General features: G+C 65.2%; 13 protein-coding genes and 1 pseudogene. 3 read left to right on the forward strand and 11 right to left on the reverse strand.

From position 1 onward, the window contains the following. Positions 1-412 precede the first annotated feature (412 nt). A complete protein-coding gene (locus tag BGP02_RS08515; protein WP_261939609.1) occupies positions 413-1,615 on the forward strand; it encodes a serine hydrolase domain-containing protein in 1,203 nt (400 codons plus the stop codon). On the opposite strand, the gene BGP02_RS08520 is transcribed toward BGP02_RS08515, so the two are convergent. Further along, entirely contained in the window at positions 1,587-1,916 is a 330-nt protein-coding gene (locus BGP02_RS08520; protein WP_150564595.1) for a GIY-YIG nuclease family protein, read from the reverse strand. The genes BGP02_RS08515 and BGP02_RS08520 overlap by 29 nt on opposite strands. 238 nt (positions 1,917-2,154) lie before the next feature. On the opposite strand from BGP02_RS08520, the gene BGP02_RS08525 reads away from it, so the two are divergent. Then, the gene (locus BGP02_RS08525; protein ID WP_261939608.1) at positions 2,155-3,630 is read left to right on the forward strand and encodes an SLC13 family permease; all 1,476 of its coding nucleotides are present in this window, start codon (positions 2,155-2,157) and stop codon (positions 3,628-3,630) included. A 6-nt stretch (positions 3,631-3,636) separates the two neighbouring features. On the opposite strand, the gene BGP02_RS08530 is transcribed toward BGP02_RS08525, so the two are convergent. The 10 genes from BGP02_RS08530 to BGP02_RS08575 all read right to left on the reverse strand — a co-directional run bounded on the left by BGP02_RS08530 (position 3,637) and on the right by BGP02_RS08575 (position 14,951). Further along, entirely contained in the window at positions 3,637-4,065 is a 429-nt protein-coding gene (locus tag BGP02_RS08530; protein ID WP_017233535.1) for a hypothetical protein, read from the reverse strand. Positions 4,066-4,069: 4 nt separating this feature from the next. Next, positions 4,070-4,744, reverse strand: coding sequence for a hypothetical protein (locus BGP02_RS08535; protein ID WP_017233536.1), 675 nt, complete (start codon positions 4,742-4,744; stop codon positions 4,070-4,072). A gap of 60 nt (positions 4,745-4,804) precedes the next feature. After that, complete coding sequence (gene sctE / locus BGP02_RS08540; RefSeq protein WP_017233537.1) at positions 4,805-6,337, reverse strand: type III secretion system translocon subunit SseC family protein; 1,533 nt, start codon at positions 6,335-6,337, stop codon at positions 4,805-4,807. Then, complete coding sequence (locus BGP02_RS08545; protein ID WP_286798369.1) at positions 6,334-6,849, reverse strand: tetratricopeptide repeat protein; 516 nt, start codon at positions 6,847-6,849, stop codon at positions 6,334-6,336. The genes sctE and BGP02_RS08545 overlap by 4 nt, the downstream gene beginning before the upstream one ends. Beyond that, the gene (locus tag BGP02_RS08550; protein WP_017233539.1) at positions 6,846-7,472 is read right to left on the reverse strand and encodes a hypothetical protein; all 627 of its coding nucleotides are present in this window, start codon (positions 7,470-7,472) and stop codon (positions 6,846-6,848) included. Before BGP02_RS08550 ends, BGP02_RS08545 begins: the two co-directional genes overlap by 4 nt. A 103-nt stretch (positions 7,473-7,575) precedes the next feature. Then, positions 7,576-8,106, reverse strand: a complete 531-nt coding sequence (locus BGP02_RS08555; protein ID WP_268567012.1) for a hypothetical protein — start codon at positions 8,104-8,106, stop codon at positions 7,576-7,578. A 13-nt stretch (positions 8,107-8,119) separates the two neighbouring features. Further along, on the reverse strand, positions 8,120-8,521 hold the full coding sequence (locus tag BGP02_RS08560; RefSeq protein WP_150564587.1) for a hypothetical protein: 402 nt from the start codon (positions 8,519-8,521) through the stop codon (positions 8,120-8,122). A 156-nt stretch (positions 8,522-8,677) separates the two neighbouring features. Further along, positions 8,678-12,349: a hydantoinase B/oxoprolinase family protein gene (locus tag BGP02_RS08565; protein WP_286798370.1), complete on the reverse strand. Its 3,672-nt coding sequence runs from the start codon at positions 12,347-12,349 to the stop codon at positions 8,678-8,680. Positions 12,350-12,579: 230 nt separating this feature from the next. Beyond that, positions 12,580-13,911: an MFS transporter gene (locus BGP02_RS08570; protein WP_017233543.1), complete on the reverse strand. Its 1,332-nt coding sequence runs from the start codon at positions 13,909-13,911 to the stop codon at positions 12,580-12,582. 266 nt (positions 13,912-14,177) lie between these two features. Beyond that, the gene (locus tag BGP02_RS08575) at positions 14,178-14,951 is read right to left on the reverse strand and encodes a putative hydro-lyase (RefSeq protein WP_286798371.1); all 774 of its coding nucleotides are present in this window, start codon (positions 14,949-14,951) and stop codon (positions 14,178-14,180) included. Positions 14,952-15,203: 252 nt separating this feature from the next. On the opposite strand from BGP02_RS08575, the pseudogene BGP02_RS08580 reads away from it, so the two are divergent. Then, positions 15,204-15,863: pseudogene (locus BGP02_RS08580) on the forward strand (LysR family transcriptional regulator); the annotation flags it as partial. Between the last annotated feature and the right edge of the window lie 48 nt (positions 15,864-15,911).

Genomic DNA, 15,911 nt, shown 5'->3' on the forward strand with positions numbered 1-15,911 from the left:
AGAGCCTGTCAGGGCGATAGCTTACACCGCGATGCGTTACAGGTCTCGTCGGCGACGGCTCGGGAGCCGCCCCGGCCGCCCGACGTTGCCACCGCGCGATTGTGCGCCACTATGGGTGTTTGATCTCCATAAATGCAATTTAATGTAGAATTCAGCGTTTTTACTGGTTATTTGAACGAAGTTTTTCCTAAACTTCGATATCGAAGAGCGCCGCAAAGCGACACGTGCGCACCCCGAACCTTTCCGTCTCCGAAGAGAGTCGATTTGTGGTTCGAAGCATCGTGCGCGGGGGGAATAGAAAATGTACGTCGAACGGCACAGCCGTCCGGCAGGGGCACGTCTGACAATGCCGCGGGTATCGCGGCGCAACGAGCATGTCGTCGCTCTCGCGACGGGGCGACGGAGTGCCTCCGTGCGCCGCGCTGTCGTCGGTGTCCTGAGTGCCTTGCTGGGCACTGCCATGTTAATGACCGCGGGCCATGCGCTCGCCCAAACCGCGTCGACGGCCACGTCCACGTCGGCAGCGGCGTCGTCGCCCGTTGCCGCGATTACGAATCCGGTGGTCGTGGCGCTGCCGTCATCCGGCGCGCCCAAACCGATCCAACCGGCGGTGCCCATCGGCCAGGCGACGCTCACGCAGGGCGTGGCGCAGCTCAAGGAGCGCTACAACCTGTCGCATGTGTGGCTGCGCACGGAATCCGATGCTGGCGTGGGGCTCGAAGCGGCCACGTCGGGCGACAACGTCCGACAGTTGCTGCCCGTCGCCAGCCTGTCGAAGTCGGTGACGGCCATCGGCATCGCGCTGCTCGTGCAGGCGGGCAAACTCTCGCTCGACGCAACACTCGGCGATCTGCTCGACACTTATTCGAAACAGCACGGCAAGCCGCTCGACCCGTCGTTGCGCGAGCTGACCGTGCGACGCCTGCTCGCGCATCGCGCGGGGCTTGCCACGAACGGCTACAACGATCCCGTGAACGGCCTGTTCAGCGGACTGGCGATCCGGCGTGTGGGCGGCAGCGCGGACTTCTTCAACTATCTCGACGCCGGCGACGCCGGGCACTCGACCGGCAAGTCCGATTTCGTCTACTCGAACGTGTCGTACCTGTTGCTCGGCATGGTGATCGAAGCGGTTTCCGGCGACGATTACAAGCACTTCTGCGAAACGCACATTTTCGCGCCGCTTGGCATCACCGGCGCCACCCTGCCCGACAACTGGCGTCTGCTGGCTCCGTTCGCCGGGTGGCAGATGTCGACGAGCGCGCTGCTCAAGGTGTGGCGCGTGTTCGACATTCGCCGGCCGAGCCTGCTCACGGAGAAGACGCTGCGCACATTGTTGCTCGACAAGCGGTCCGGCCCGGTCAGCGCGGATCGCGACGTTTACTACACGCTTGGCGTATTCATGGTGCCCGGCGCGGGCGAGCGAAACTATCGCATCAGCCACGACGGCATCGCCGACTTCTTCCGCACCCAGTCGACCTATTACACCGTGGTGGAGAAGACCGTACCCGGCGACAGTTGGGCGCTCGTGGTGTCGCCAATTCCGTCGCGCGGCCAGTTCGGCGCGATCCAGCGCGACGTGCGCCGGATCATTCGTCAGGCACGCCTGGTGCCTTGAAGTCGGCGGCGGCGCGGACATCGCCGAGATCGCAAGGGAACGTGCCGGCAATGAGCGCGCGCTTCTGCGACGCGCTCAGTTGCTTGACGCGGTACTCGGCCCGCGAGGCGGCTGAGCGATCGGCAAAGGTGAGCGAGAGCAGGATGCGCAATGGCGGATAGGCGCGCGTGAAGCGTGCGCCCTTGCCCGCGACGTGCGCCGCATATCGCGCCTCGACGTCGACGGCGATGCCCGTGTAGATGCGACCGCCCGCGCACTCCAGCAGGTAGAGGAACCAGGGCTTCGGTGGGACAGCCGTCATCGCGTCGCCCACGATTCGTGGCGGAAGTCGTGCGATCTGCGCGGTATGGCAAAGACGTTGGGGCACTGGGCAGGCACGAGTACAGAGCGTGGCATGTTCGCGACGGAATTTGTCCTGATCGGGTGACGCTGTCGAAGTCGCTAGCATACGATATGCCCACGGCGATGCAAGCGCGCCCCCCATCGCCGCCGGACCGCGTAACACGCCTGCCTGGCCTAACACCACAACGACAAGCGCCATGACCGAATCCGCCTCGCCGGACACCCCTGATCCCCGCCATCACCGCCCCTCGGCGGCCGACGCATTACGCCGCGAACGCCTGCGCTCACGCGTGCGCACCCTTGGCGGTTACGTCATTTACGGGATGTTCGCTGCCGCCTTGTGGGCCGCCAGCCATGGCAGTTCCGCCCTTGGCCTGTCGCCCACCGCGGCACAGGCCGCCGTGCTCGTGCTGTTCACCATCGGGGCGTGGGCCTTCGGGCTGTTCCCGGAGCCGATCACCACGCTGACGTTCTTCCTGCTCGCCGTCCTGCTGCATGTCGCGAAGCCGGAAGTGATCTTTGCCGGGTTTCATTCGGCTGCGTGGTGGCTCGTCTTTGGGGGTGCGGTGACGGGTATCGCGGTGCGCACGACAGGACTCGGCGCGCGGCTGGCCGCGACGTTGTTCGCACTCAAGCGCCCAACGTATGCGCGTTATGTGGCGTCAGTGATGGTCGCCTGCGTGGGTCTGGCTTTCGTCATGCCCTCGACGACGGGACGCATTCTGCTGCTGATCCCCATCGTGCTCGCGCTCGCCGATCGCATCGGCCTCACCGAGGGTCGGCGCGGACGCACCGGTCTCGTGATGATGGTCGCCGCCGCGAGCTACATGCCGCCTACGACGATCCTGCCCGCCAACATTCCGAACAGTGTGCTCATGGGCGCGGCGGACTCGTTCTACGGCGTAAAGCTGCACTACGCGCCCTACCTGCTGCTGCACTTCCCTGTCCTCGGTGCGCTCAAGGCCGCCATTCTGGTGTGGGTGATCTGCCGCCTGTTCCCCGACGACGGCCCCCTCACCCAGGTGACCAACGGTGCCCCGCCACCGCTGTCAAACGATGCCCGACGCCTGTCGGTATTGCTGGCGTTGGCGCTCGCCGGATTCGCGACCGATGCCTGGCACGGCATCTCGCCCGCGTGGATTTCCGTTGCCGCGGCAATCCTCTGCCTGCTCCCCGCGATTCACATCATCACGCCCAAGACCTTCACCGAGCAGATGCACATCACGCCGCTTATTTACGTCGCGGGCTTTCTCGGTGTGGGCGCGGTCGTCGCGGATTCGGGGCTGGGCGAGAAGCTCGCACGGCTATGCCTGGATGCGGTGAGCATGACGCCGGGCACCCCCGCGATCAATGCCGCATGGCTCATCGCCATCGGCGCGGCCATCGGACTGGTCGCCACGCTTCCCGGTCTGCCGGCGGTGCTCACTCCGCTCGCGGGACAGCTCGCGAGCGCGAGCGGCCTGCCGCTCTACACCGTGCTGATGTTGCAAGTGCCGGTGTTCTCCACCGTCCTCCTGCCCTATCAGAGCCCGCCGATGATGATTGCGATGCATCTGGGCGGCGTCGGCATGCGCGATGGCACGCGGCTGACCGTCGTCATGACGCTCATCACCCTCGTCCTGCTCTTCCCGCTCGACTATCTCTGGTGGCACCTGCTCGGCATGTTGCCCTGAATGCCCCTATCGGCGGCTGGGTTCCCGACAGAAGACCAGCCATCGATCGCCGTCTTCCTCACGCCAGAACGCCCCCTCGCGTTCGAGAATCGCACCGAGGCGAAGACGTGTCGCACGAACGCGCGTGTCGCTCACGCCGGGCAGGATCATGCCGCGCACGTAGCCGACATGGGGCACCGTGCGCAACAGTGTCCGGATCAGTTGGCAGAAGCGCCTCACGGCATGCTCGCTTGCCTTCGCTTCGGCGTCGAGGCGGAAGTCGGTGATCGTCAGCACGACACCGGCAGGCACACGGTCGAGACGATGACAAAGGGACAGTTCGCCGTTCTCGACGCGCTGTCCCAGTTCGACGTGCGTGCGCTCGCAGATTTCAACGCGCGCCGTGAAACGGTGGGCTCTGAAGAATGCCGCAACGGCGCGCTCGCAAACGGTCATGGGCTTATCGGATGGTGTCGTACATCTTCGTGACTTGCTGGCCGATCATGCCGTACATCGCGCGCGACACTTCACGGATGTCCGCACTGGTCGCGTCAATGCGCTGACGCAGCCGATCGTTCGTGCGACGCGTCTCCTCGGTGAGCGACATCTCGAACTCGCCAAGCACATCGTTATCGCGTCCGGCAAGCGAATCGTCGTTGGACACGACATCGAACGGCGACTTCACGAACTGGCTGACGCCCTTGGTCGTTTCGCCGACCGCCGTGCCGACCACTCGCAACTTGCCCAACTCGCCCCCAAACCCTGCCGCGCCCGATCCCACACCGCCGGCCAATGAGAAGGTGCCGGAGACGATACCGCCAATGGCCGAATACAGCCCGGCGCGGTAATGCAAGTTGTTGGCGTTGTACTTCTCGCTGCGCGCGGTCTGGCCGCGCTCGAAGACCATTGCATCGTGACGCGTGCGATACGCCTGGTCGGTGTTGCGCTCTGCCACCCGCATGGCGAGAAACAGGGCGATGAGCGCCTGCGCGGATTGAAGGCCGTCGACCTGCTCGCGAATGCGCGGCAATACGCGCGCGCCCTCGTCGTCGGTCGCGGCGCGTTGCTGGGCGTCGGAGGCGGCAATACCGGCCTGACGCGGATTCGCCGACGTCGAACTCAATGCATAAGTCATGTCATCACTCCGTAGGTAGACGACGCGGCGGAAAACCGCGTCCGAAAGATCCGCGCGGGCTCACGCCCGGGACAACGAGGCCGCGATACGAATGCGCATCTCGCCCGTTTTCTGCACTTGCTCGCCCGTGGACACTGCGATGTCGCTCTGCTGACCCACGAGCGTTTCCATCCGCTTGGCGGCACGTTTCTTGTCGTCGCCATTCATTTGCATGAGCATCTGCAGCCACATCATGTCGACGCCGAGATCGCGCGCTTCGAGTTGCAGCTTCGCGCGCTGTGCGCCGACGATCCCCTGCCCAAGGGCGTTGGCGCCGGTGAACGTGCCGCGCAGTGCGCCCGAGAGCGACCATGAGCCACGCGCCACGGCAAAATAGCCCTGAATATTCATGCTCGACGTGAAGGACTTGGTCAGTTCCTTCGATGTCACCGCCTTGCTCTTGGCGACTTGCTTCGCGGCGTTCTTTGCGACTTTGTCGAAAGCGCGCGAGGCCATCTGTTCGACCATCTGCTGCGTGAACTGCTCGGCCATGCGATTGAAGCCCGCTTTCGCCAGTCGGCGACCGCTCTGCGTGCCGCTTTGCAACAGCGACTTGCCCACGCGCTTTCCGACCTCGTTGCCGACGACGAAACCGATCTCGGAGACCACGCGAGACTTGATCGCCGCGACGGCAGCCTTGTCGCCCGACTTGACCGCCTGCTCCAGCGCCTCGCCCGCGCCCGCCTTGAACACACGGCTCGCGGCTTTGGTCGTCGCGCGCTTGGCAATGAAGCCCCTGATCGACGTGCCGAAGCCGATGACCATGCCGAGCATCTGGAACGCCAGTTGGGCGTGTCCCCACTTGGTCGCTTCTTTCTCGTGATAGGCCGCGTTCTTCGGGTCGACGAGCGCCATCGTCTTGTGGAACGCCACGCCGAGCCCGGCAATGCCTGCGCCAACATCGGCCACACCGCCCGCGATCATCAGCGGATTCATGCTGAGGACGCCCGTCACGACCTTGACCGCGCCGACCACCACGTCGACCGCCGCGATGAGCCAGTCGAACACCACGCCAAAGATGCCGCCTTTGCGGGCCTTGTTGGCATCCTCTGTCTTCGCGTCCATCTGCTCGCGATACTTCTTGATGTCCTCCTGACGCAGCTTTTCCTGACGCTCGCCCATCAACGTCAGCGCCCGCTGCGTGGACTTCGCGGTGTCGCCCAGCGCGTCCATCGCGATCATCGACGCCATCATCGCCAGCGTGGACGGATCGACGTTCTCGAGCGCAGAGAGCGTTGAGGCGTTCGCAGCGTTCGAAGTGCCGTCGGCGCTGGACGCCCCCAGCGCGTTCGCCGCCAGTCCGCTGCCGACGGCAAAGAGGCGATTCAGCAGGCGGGCGAACGCGTCGTCGGCGTCTTGCCAGTCGACGCCGGTCGACGGGTCTGGCGCAAAGTCCTCGGTGCGCAGCCAGTCCAAGCGTTCGCGTCGTTGACGAGCGGCATCCGGCGACTCGATGACGTCGTTCGCAACGGCGACGGCAGCTGCGGGCGCGTTGCCGACGTTGCCGGTCCAGGCAGGCGCGTACGCGGCTCGTGGGGAATAAATGGCGGTCATGTTGATTTAGGATCCGAAGTGGCATTCAGCGCGTCGCGCCGCGCCCGTGCCGAGCGGGCGAGCTTGTCGTGCTGAGGCAGTTGTCCGCAGATGCGCAGCGTTGCGCCAAACGATTTGCGAGCGAATTCCCGGTTGCCTGCGTGCTCGTAGCTCATCCCGGCGAGATACGGCGGGCGCGGGTCCGACGCGTGAATCAGGCCGGCTTTCGCGAAGCACGGCAGCGCCTGTTCGTGCTGCCCGAGTCGCTGGTAGCACAGGCCGAGCCCGAACCAATCGTCAAACGACCATTGGTCGAGCGTGGCGAGTACGAAGTACACCCGTTGCGCCGCCGCGATCTGGCCTTGGGCGAACCGCTGGCAGGCATGGGCGCGCACACGCGCGAGGTCCGCCTCGTCCAGATCGGCCAGCATGCGCAGCGCGCCCCCGCGTTCGAAGAATCGCGAAAGGATCGCTGGCGCGTCGTCCGCGCCCGGGGCCGGCGGCGCGGTGTCCAGGGACGTTGCCGCCATCATGTGCGCATCGACCCGTTGATCTGGTTGAGCTGCGAGCCCTGCGAACTGTAGATCGTGTTCACCAGCGTGGAGGCGCCGTTGTACTCCTGCAGCTTCTTGTTGATCTTGATCTGGTCAACCGTGCGGCTGTCAGAGGCCTGCTCGGTGAAGCCCTCGGCGGCAGCCTTCAGTGTGCGCAGATCGGACGCGTTGTATTGCGCGTTGCCTCCCGTCGGTGTGGTGTAGCCTGGCTCGCCGACCCGCTTGGTGCGCGACTCCCACTCCATCATGGTCTTCTTCGTCCCGTCGCCGTACACGGTGATCTGGATGTTGTGCTTGTCGAAGAACGCCCGGATGCCGTCACCGACGGTTTTCTTCTTCGACGTGTCCGAGCCGATGTCGTTGATCAGCGATTCGATCAGGTTCCCGACCTCGCGCGCCTCTTGTCCCTCTTTCTGACGTCGCTGCATTTCCTGGATCATGTGCTGCGCCTCGCCGTTGTTCATCTCCATCATCAACATGGCGTATTGCGCGAGCGTTCCGTGAAAATCTAGCGACTTCGTGACGCCACCGACATTGATGTCGCGCGTGAGTCCGGTTTGCGAGGGTACGAGGCGGGAAGAGGCGTACTGGATAGGCGTCATGACACTTGATTCCTGAAGTCGGTGAAATCGGGGCGGGCAAACGCGCGTCAATATCGACGCGCGACGGCAGACCTGCGCGGCCCTTTGGATCTTTGGATGCGGGTTAGATGCTGGTCACGATCTTCTTCATGATTTCGCCAAGTTTGGCGATCACCGCGTTGTAGAGCGTGAGGGTGTTGTCGTAGCGGGTAACGAAACGTTTGAGCTGGATCTGCTCGCTAGTGCTTGACGCCCCGTCGGTCAGGGCCAGCGACTGAAGCCGGGATTCCAGCGCCTTCAGAGCGGCCGCATCTAACGGCGTGTCGGCGACCTGAGTCGACAGCAACTCGTGCCGAATCGCGAAGTCTCGCAGCGCTGGCGGCAACCCTTCGGGAGTCGTGCCCAGGGAAGCCCGCTGCGCCATGTCCCCCACTACCGTTGCAAAATCGCGGGCGTCGCGAGCGACGTTGATGCGCGTTTGCGCCTGCGCCAGCCACGCGTCGGCCATCGATTGCAGGGTAGTCAACTGATCGCTGGCGACGGCGATCGTCGAGAGCAGCGGATTTTGGGAATCGGTGGGCTTGGCGCGAAGCTGGCCAGCGACATCGGTGTACGCGCGCGATGGGGATGGGGTGCCGGAGATTCGATCGATCATGCCGAATCTCGTCTCAGGCGCAGACGCGGCGCACGGCGGGCGCACGCTTCGCGGGAACGGTTGACGCCGCGGCGAGCGGCACGGGCGCATCGGCGCGCATCCGGTCGAGCGTGTGCGCAAGGGCCGCCGTCATGCGACGAATTTCACGTTCGTCACGTTGAAATGCCTCGCTCCGCACGAGTGCCTCAAGACGCTTGAGCTTCTCGCGGGCGTCGGGGGTGCCGGCCGCTTCGAGACGCGCCACTTCGTCGAGCACCGCGTGGTAGTCCTGCATCTGGCGGTGCAACTTGCGCCCGGCCAGCTGCATGTCGGCGCATGCGCGTTCGTACTGAACGAGAAGATCGTCCGCCGCGTCCTGCACTGGAGCGACGGACGCGGGGGGCGTGAGGGTGGGATGTTGCAACGGGTCAGACATGGAAGCGCCTCCGTATGTTGCGGTCAGTCGAAAGACATAACGCATCGTACAAAGACACTCGACGCTCGCCTTTGCAAAGGCAGCATTCCCTTCCGGTATCACGCCGCGCTTCAGTGATTTCCCATTCGCGCGGCGTGTTTATCGCTCACGATTCACTCACGCGACGCCGAACCCGCCCCCTCCCGGCGTCTCGACGACAAAGATGTCGCCCGGCTGCATTTGCGTGCGTCCGATGTGCGCCAGTGTCTCGCGCGTGCCATCCACGCGCTCCACGTAGTTCGCCCCGAGCGCCCCCACCGCCCCGCCTTGCGCCCCGAACGGCGCATGCACGCGGTTGTTGGAGAGAATCGACGCGGTCATCGGGGTAAGGAAGCGAATACGTCGCACGGCCCCGTTACCGCCATGCCAGCGCCCCGCGCCGCCCGACCCGACGCGAATCCGGTGGCTCTCCAGGCGCACCGGATAGCGCCACTCCAGTACTTCGGGATCGGTCAGTCGCGAGTTGGTCATGTGCGTCTGTACCGCGTCGGCGCCATGGAATCCCTCACCCGCACCGCTACCGCCCGCGATGGTCTCGTAGTACTGATACGTCTCGTTGCCGAATGTGAAGTTGTTCATCGTGCCCTGGCTCGACGCCACGCGTCCGAGCGCACCATAGAGCGCGTTGGTGATGGCGGACGACGTCTCCACATTGCCGGACACCACCGCCGCCGGGTACACCGGATTGAGCATCGAGCCCTGCGGCACGATCACCGTCAACGGCTTCAGGCAGCCCGCGTTGAGCGGAATATCGTCGTCGACCAACGTGCGGAAGACGTACAGCACGGCGGCCATGCACACGGCCCGCGGCGCATTGAAGTTGTTCGGCAACTGCGCCGACGTGCCGGTGAAGTCGATGGTCGCGCCTTGCGTGGCGTGATCGACGCGAATTGCCACCTCGATCACCGCACCGTTATCCAGCGCGTAGCGATAGTGCCCGTCGGCCAACGCGCCGATCACGCGGCGCACGGCGGCTTCGGCGTTGTCCTGCACGTGCCCCATATAGGCGAGCACCACGTCGCGCCCGAACTCGCTCACCATGCGACGCAGTTCATCGACCCCCTTCTGGTTCGCCGCGACCTGCGCCCGCAGATCGGCCATGTTCTGGTCGATGTTGCGTGCCGGGTAGTGCGCACCGGCCAGCAGCCCGCGCGTCTCGCGATCGCGCAGTTCGCCCGCCGCGACCAGTTGCCAGTTATCGATGAGCACCCCCTCCTCCTCGACGTGCGTCGAATCCGGCGGCATCGATCCCGGCGTGATCCCGCCGATATCCGCGTGATGGCCGCGCGAGCCGACGTAGAAGAGCGGCTCGGCGTTCGCGGCACCGTCCGCGCCCACGAACACCGGCGTGATGACCGTGACGTCCGGCAAATGCGTACCCCCGTGATACGGGTCGTTGAGCATGAAGACGTCGCCGTCGCGCATCTCGCCGCGATTGCGCTCGATCACCGTCTTGATGCTCTCGCCCATCGAGCCCAGATGCACCGGCATATGCGGCGCGTTGGCGATGAGGTTGCCGTCACGGTCGAACAGTGCGCACGAGAAATCCAGACGCTCCTTGATGTTCACCGAATACGCCGTGTTCTGCAGACGCAGCCCCATCTGTTCGGCAATCGACATGAAGAGATTGTTGAAGATCTCCAGACGCACCGGATCGGCTTGCGTGTCCCGGTCAGCGGCATCGCGTTGCGTGGCGCGCGGCACCACGCGCGCCAGCACGAGGTTGCCCTGCGCGCTCATCTGCGCCTGCCAGCCGGGCTCGATTACCGTCGTGCCGCTCTTCTCGGCAACGATGGCGGGCCCATCGATGGTGTCACCCGCGAGCAGCGTATCGCGGGCAAACAGCGCTGCCTCGTGCCAAGCGCCACCGGCGTAGAGCTTCACGCGATCGCCCGCCTGCGGTGCGCCCGACGTGCGGGCATCGAGCGAAGCGATGTCGACGGGGGCGTCCGAGCGGCCGATGGCTTCGACCGACGCCACCTCGACGATCAGCGCCGCGCCGTCCATTAGGAACGAATAGCGCTGACGATAGGCCGCCTCGAAGGCAGCGCGCATTTGTGCGACGTTACCGAACGGCACCGCCAGCGCCGAATCGGTGCCCGCGTAACGCACATGAACCCGACGCACCGTGTCGATGCGCGACGGCGGCACGCCCTGCGAGAGCAGGACATTCACTGCGTCGTCGGCGAGCGCGCCAAGCGCGTCGTCCAGCGCCGCCAGACCGTCGTCTGACAGCGGCGCTTCGATCATGCGCTCGCGCATCGCCGTCTGATCCGCGAGGCCCATGCCGTAGGCCGACAGTACGCCGGCGAGCGGATGCGCGAAGACCTTCGTCATGCCGAGCGCATCGGCAACGCCGCAGGCGTGCTGACCGCCCGCCCCGCCGAACGTCGTCAGCACGTAGCGGCTCACGTCGTGACCGCGCTGCACCGAGATCTTCTTGATGGCGTTGGCCATGCTGCCGATTGCGATTTCGAGGAAGCCTTCGGCGAGCGCTTCGGGCGTCTGATGGCGGCCGGTCGCCTGTTCGATCTCCGCGGCCAATGCGGTGAACTTCGCCACCACGACATCGCGGTCGAGCGGCTCGTTGGCGTGCGGGCCGAACACCTTCGGGAAATGCGCGGGCTGAATCTTGCCGAGCATGACGTTGCAGTCGGTGACCGTGAGCGGGCCGCCGCGTCGATACGCCGCCGGGCCCGGATTGGCGCCGGCCGAATCCGGCCCCACGCGCAGACGCGTGCCGTCGAACGACAACACCGACCCGCCACCCGCGGCCACCGTGTGGATGCTCATCATCGGCGCGCGCATGCGCACCCCGGCGACTTGCGTTTCGAACACACGCTCGAACTCGCCGTGGTAATGCGAGACGTCGGTCGACGTGCCGCCCATGTCGAAACCGATCACCCGCTCGAAGCCTGCCGCGCTCGACGCGCGCACCATCCCGACGATGCCACCGGCCGGGCCGGACAGAATGGCGTCCTTGCCCTGGAAGTTGTCGGCACGGGTGAGGCCGCCGCTACTCTGCATGAACTGAAGATTGACGCCCGGCATTTCCTGCGCGACTTGCTCGACGTAGCGTCGCAGGATCGGCGACAGATACGCGTCGACGACGGTCGTGTCACCGCGCGAGACGAGCTTCATGAGCGGCGAGACTTCGTGCGACACGGACACTTGCGAGAAGCCCAGCTCGCGCGCCATCGTCGCCAGCGCCTTTTCGTGGGCCTGATAACGATAGCCATGCATCAGCACGATGGCGAGTGCGCGGATCCCCTTGGCGTAGACCGCTTCCAGTGCGCGGCGCGTCGCCTCGGCATCGAGTTCGCGCACGATTTCACCATGCGCACCGACACGTTCGTCGATCTCGACGACCTCCGCATACAGCGCCTCCGGCAATGCGATATCGAGATCGAACAGGCGCGGGCGGTTCTGATAGGCGATGCGCAGCGCGTCGCGAAACCCTTGCGTCGTCACGAGCGCGAGCGGCTCGCCCTTGCGTTCGAGCAGCGCGTTGGTGGCCACGGTGGTTCCCATTTTCACCATCTCGACCCGCTCGGGCGTGATCGGCTCGCCCGGCGCGAGGTCCAGCAGGTGACGAATGCCGGCCACGGCGGCGTCGCGATATTGCTCGGGGTTCTCGGAGAGCAGCTTGTGCGTGACGAGCGTGCCGTCCGGGCGGCGCGCCACGATGTCGGTGAAGGTGCCGCCGCGGTCGATCCAGAACTGCCAGCGTGAAGCGGTCTGGTGCGCAGGCGCGCGGTTTTGAGCGGAGGGCGTGAGGGCGTTCGTCATGGGGTCACTCGCAAAGCAATGGTCAAACGTGAATCGACGGGGTGACGGTGCCGGGGCACCGTCGTCATGCTGTGTTGGCGCGGGGCGCGCGTGTCCCGGCGTGTGGCGCGGCCGATGTCGTCCGCCGCGCCACACACTCGCAAATCTCGCTACCGGGAGAATTAAAGAGAAGTCATCGGACGCGGCAGCGACGGCTGCCGCGGTATTTCATTGGCACAGGGTGTCGCGTGTCACTGCGTGTGCGCCTCGAGCGAATCGAGATCACGGCCACGCGTCTCGGGCAGCGTGAGCGCCGCGAGAATCAGCACGCCGTAGGCCACGCCGGCGAAGATCCCGATGGTCGTGCCCAGGCCGTATTGCTTCGAGAGCATGCCGATCAGGAACGGGAACAGGGCGCCCACGGCACGGCCGACGTTGTAGCAGAAGCCCTGGCCGGAACCGCGCACGCGGGTCGGGAACAACTCGGTCAGGAATGCGCCCATGCCGCTGAAGATGCCCGAGGCGAAGAAACCGAGGGGGAAGCCGAGCCAGAACATGGCGCTATCGGTCAGCGGCAACGACGTGTACGAGAACGCGATCACCATCGAGCCCACGGCGAACAGAATGAAGTTCGGCTTGCGGCCGAGCCGGTCCGTCAGATACGAGCTGACCAGATAGCCGACCCACGAGCCGAAGATGATCATGGCGAGGTAGCCGCCGGTGCCCATCACCGTGAGATGGCGCTCCGTCTTCAGGTACGTGGGCAGCCACGTCGTGATGGCGTAGTAGCCGCCTTGTGCGCCGGTGGTCAACAGGGCGGCGCGAATCGTCGTCGAGAGCAATGCCGGGCTGAAGATGGCCGCCAGGCCGGGCGCGTCGTCCGACGTCTGCTTGGCCTTCTCCTTCTGATAGACCTCCGGCTCCTGCACGTAGCGACGAATGAAAAGCACGAGCAGCGCGGGCAGCAGGCCGATCAGGAACAGTCCGCGCCAGGCCATTTCGGCGGGGAACAGCGAGAACAGCACCGAGTAGAGAATGGCCGTCAGGCCCCAGCCGATGGCCCAGCCGGACTGCACGAGCCCCACGGCCTTGCCACGGTCGCGGGCGCGCATCACTTCACCGATGAGCACGGCGCCGGCCGTCCATTCGCCGCCGAAACCGAAGCCCATTAGCGCACGCGCGGCGAGCAGTTGATGGTAGTTCTGCGCGAGTCCGCACAGCCCGGTGAAGACGGCGAACCACAGCACGGTGAGCTGCAGTGTGCGCACACGACCGATGCGATCCGACAGAATGCCGGCCGCCCAGCCGCCAAGCGCCGAGGCGAGCAGCGTGAGCGTGCCGATGAAGCCCGCGTCGGCAAGGCTGATGCCCCACGTCGCGACCAGCGTCGGAATGACGAAGCTCAGCATCTGGGTGTCCATGCCGTCGAGCATGTAACCGACCTTGCAGCTCCAGAAGGCACGCTTTTGGCGCGGGGTGGCGTCGCCGTACCAGCCGAACAGGCTGCCGCCTTTGTCAGACGTATCGGCCGTGCCGGCGGAGACTGCCGCCGCCGGGGGCGCGAGAGGGGTTTTGCTTTCCATGAGAAAAAAAGGCTCCGGTGATGTCGTGACTTGCCGTGTGATGTGCCCTCGGGCCGCGCTCTCCGATGGGCGTGTGCGGTCACCGGCAGGCGATCCTTCCCCTGCCGCCTCCCGTCATGGCGCGGTGTTTCTGTCGTGCTTGGTGCTCGGGTAAAGCTTCAGTGATGCGTGCTGCTTGCGTGAAATTTGCGGGGTGCTTCAGGTCATGCGTCGCTGGCCGGTATTGCCGTGATGCCAGGGTGCCGTGCAACGCACGTCGCGCGCGATCAGAAAACGGCGAGCGACGCGTTCGGGATATCCGTCATCAGCATGTAGCCCGGCCGGTGTGCGATGGCGATCGGCAGCCTGGCCTCCATGATTGCGGTCTGCGGCGTCACGCCACAGGCCCAGTAGACAGGCAGCTCGCCGTCGCGAATGGTGACGGCGTCGCCAAACTCCGGCTTATTCAAATCCGCGATGCCGAGCGCCGCCGGGTCACCGATATGGATCGGCGCGCCGTGCACGCCGGGGAACCGGCTCGTGATCTGCACAGCGCGAATGGCATCGGCCCCCTTCATCGGGCGCATCGACACGACCAGCTCGCCACCGAACTTTCCGGCGCGCTGATTGGCGATATTGGTTCGATACATCGGCACGTTGCGTCCCTCTTCCACGTGACGCAACCCAATGCCCGCCTGCGCCAGCATGCCCTCAAAGGAGAACGAGCAGCCGATGGCGAAGACGACGAAGTCGTCCTGCCAGACTTCGGCCAGGTGATCGACCTGTTCGGCGAGCTTGCCGTCGCGGTAAACGTTGTAACCCGGCACGTCGGTGCGGATATCCACCTCGCGACCCAGCGCCGGCACGTGCCATTGCCCTGGCTCGCCCACGCCGAGCAGCGGGCACGCCTTCGGATTGCTTTGGCAGAAGCGCAGGAAGTCGTGTGCGTAAGCCTCCGGCAGAATCGCGAGGTTGGCTTGTGCGAAGTCGCCGCAGTACCCGGCGGTCGGCTTGCGGAACTGACCGCTGCGCACGGCCTGACGGAAGGCGAAGGGCGTGATGGCGTCGCGTTGCGAGGCGAGGTCGTCGAGCACGGCGGGATGGTTCATGACAGCTCCGGCATTGAGGGGGATGCATCGGTGGCATCGGATGGCTGAAGCATAGAAAGAAAAAAAAGTTGTCGCTAACGAGTTTTTCTACGCGCTGCCGTATAGAATTTCTTAACAACGTCACGGGTTTTCCCGAGGTTCGTTGTTTTTTTCTTCTCCGATCCGAGGTCAAATTTTGGGCACGCTCCCGACCCGCCGAGTCCCATGAACACGCGATTTCTCGAAACGTTCGTCACGCTGGCCAAGCTGCGCAACTTCCGTGCGACGGCCGCGGCACTGCACGCCACGCCGGCGGCGATCTCACAGCGGCTCAAGGCGCTCGAGGAGGAGCTGAAAACCGTGCTGGTCGATCGCGACAGTCGCGAATTTCGTCTCACACCCAACGGCGAATACCTGCTGGGCTATGCCAAGGCGGTGGTGGAGGCGGCGCGCCGTCTGCAGACGGCGGCATCGGGCGAAAGCACCTTGCGCGGACGGTTGCGTCTCGGCGTGATCGAGACCGTCGTGCATAGCTGGCTGCCGCACTATCTGCGACGCCTGGCGGCCGACTATCCCTCGCTGGAAGTCGAGTTGACGGTGGACGTCTCGGTGCAGTTGCAGCGCCGCCTGATCGCGGACGAGCTCGATCTCATCATCCGCGTGGAGGGCAGCGACGACAGCAGCGTGGTGTGCGATGCGCTCGCCAACTATCCGGTGCACTGGATCGCGCGCACGGGCATGTTTCCGAACACGCGCAGCGGGCTCGCGAAGCAGGTGCTGCAGCATCCGATCCTGACCTACGGGCGCGGCACGGCGCCGCACCGGGCGCTGGAGGACATCGTGGCGAAACTGGCGGGCGTGCACGGCGTGCCGCTCTCGGAGACGTGACCTGTCCGGGAAATTTCGTACCAAAGGAATCTAGAGATAATGGCT

This window comes from Pandoraea sp. 64-18, assembly GCF_001899225.1.
GTDB lineage: Bacteria > Pseudomonadota > Gammaproteobacteria > Burkholderiales > Burkholderiaceae > Pandoraea > Pandoraea cepalis.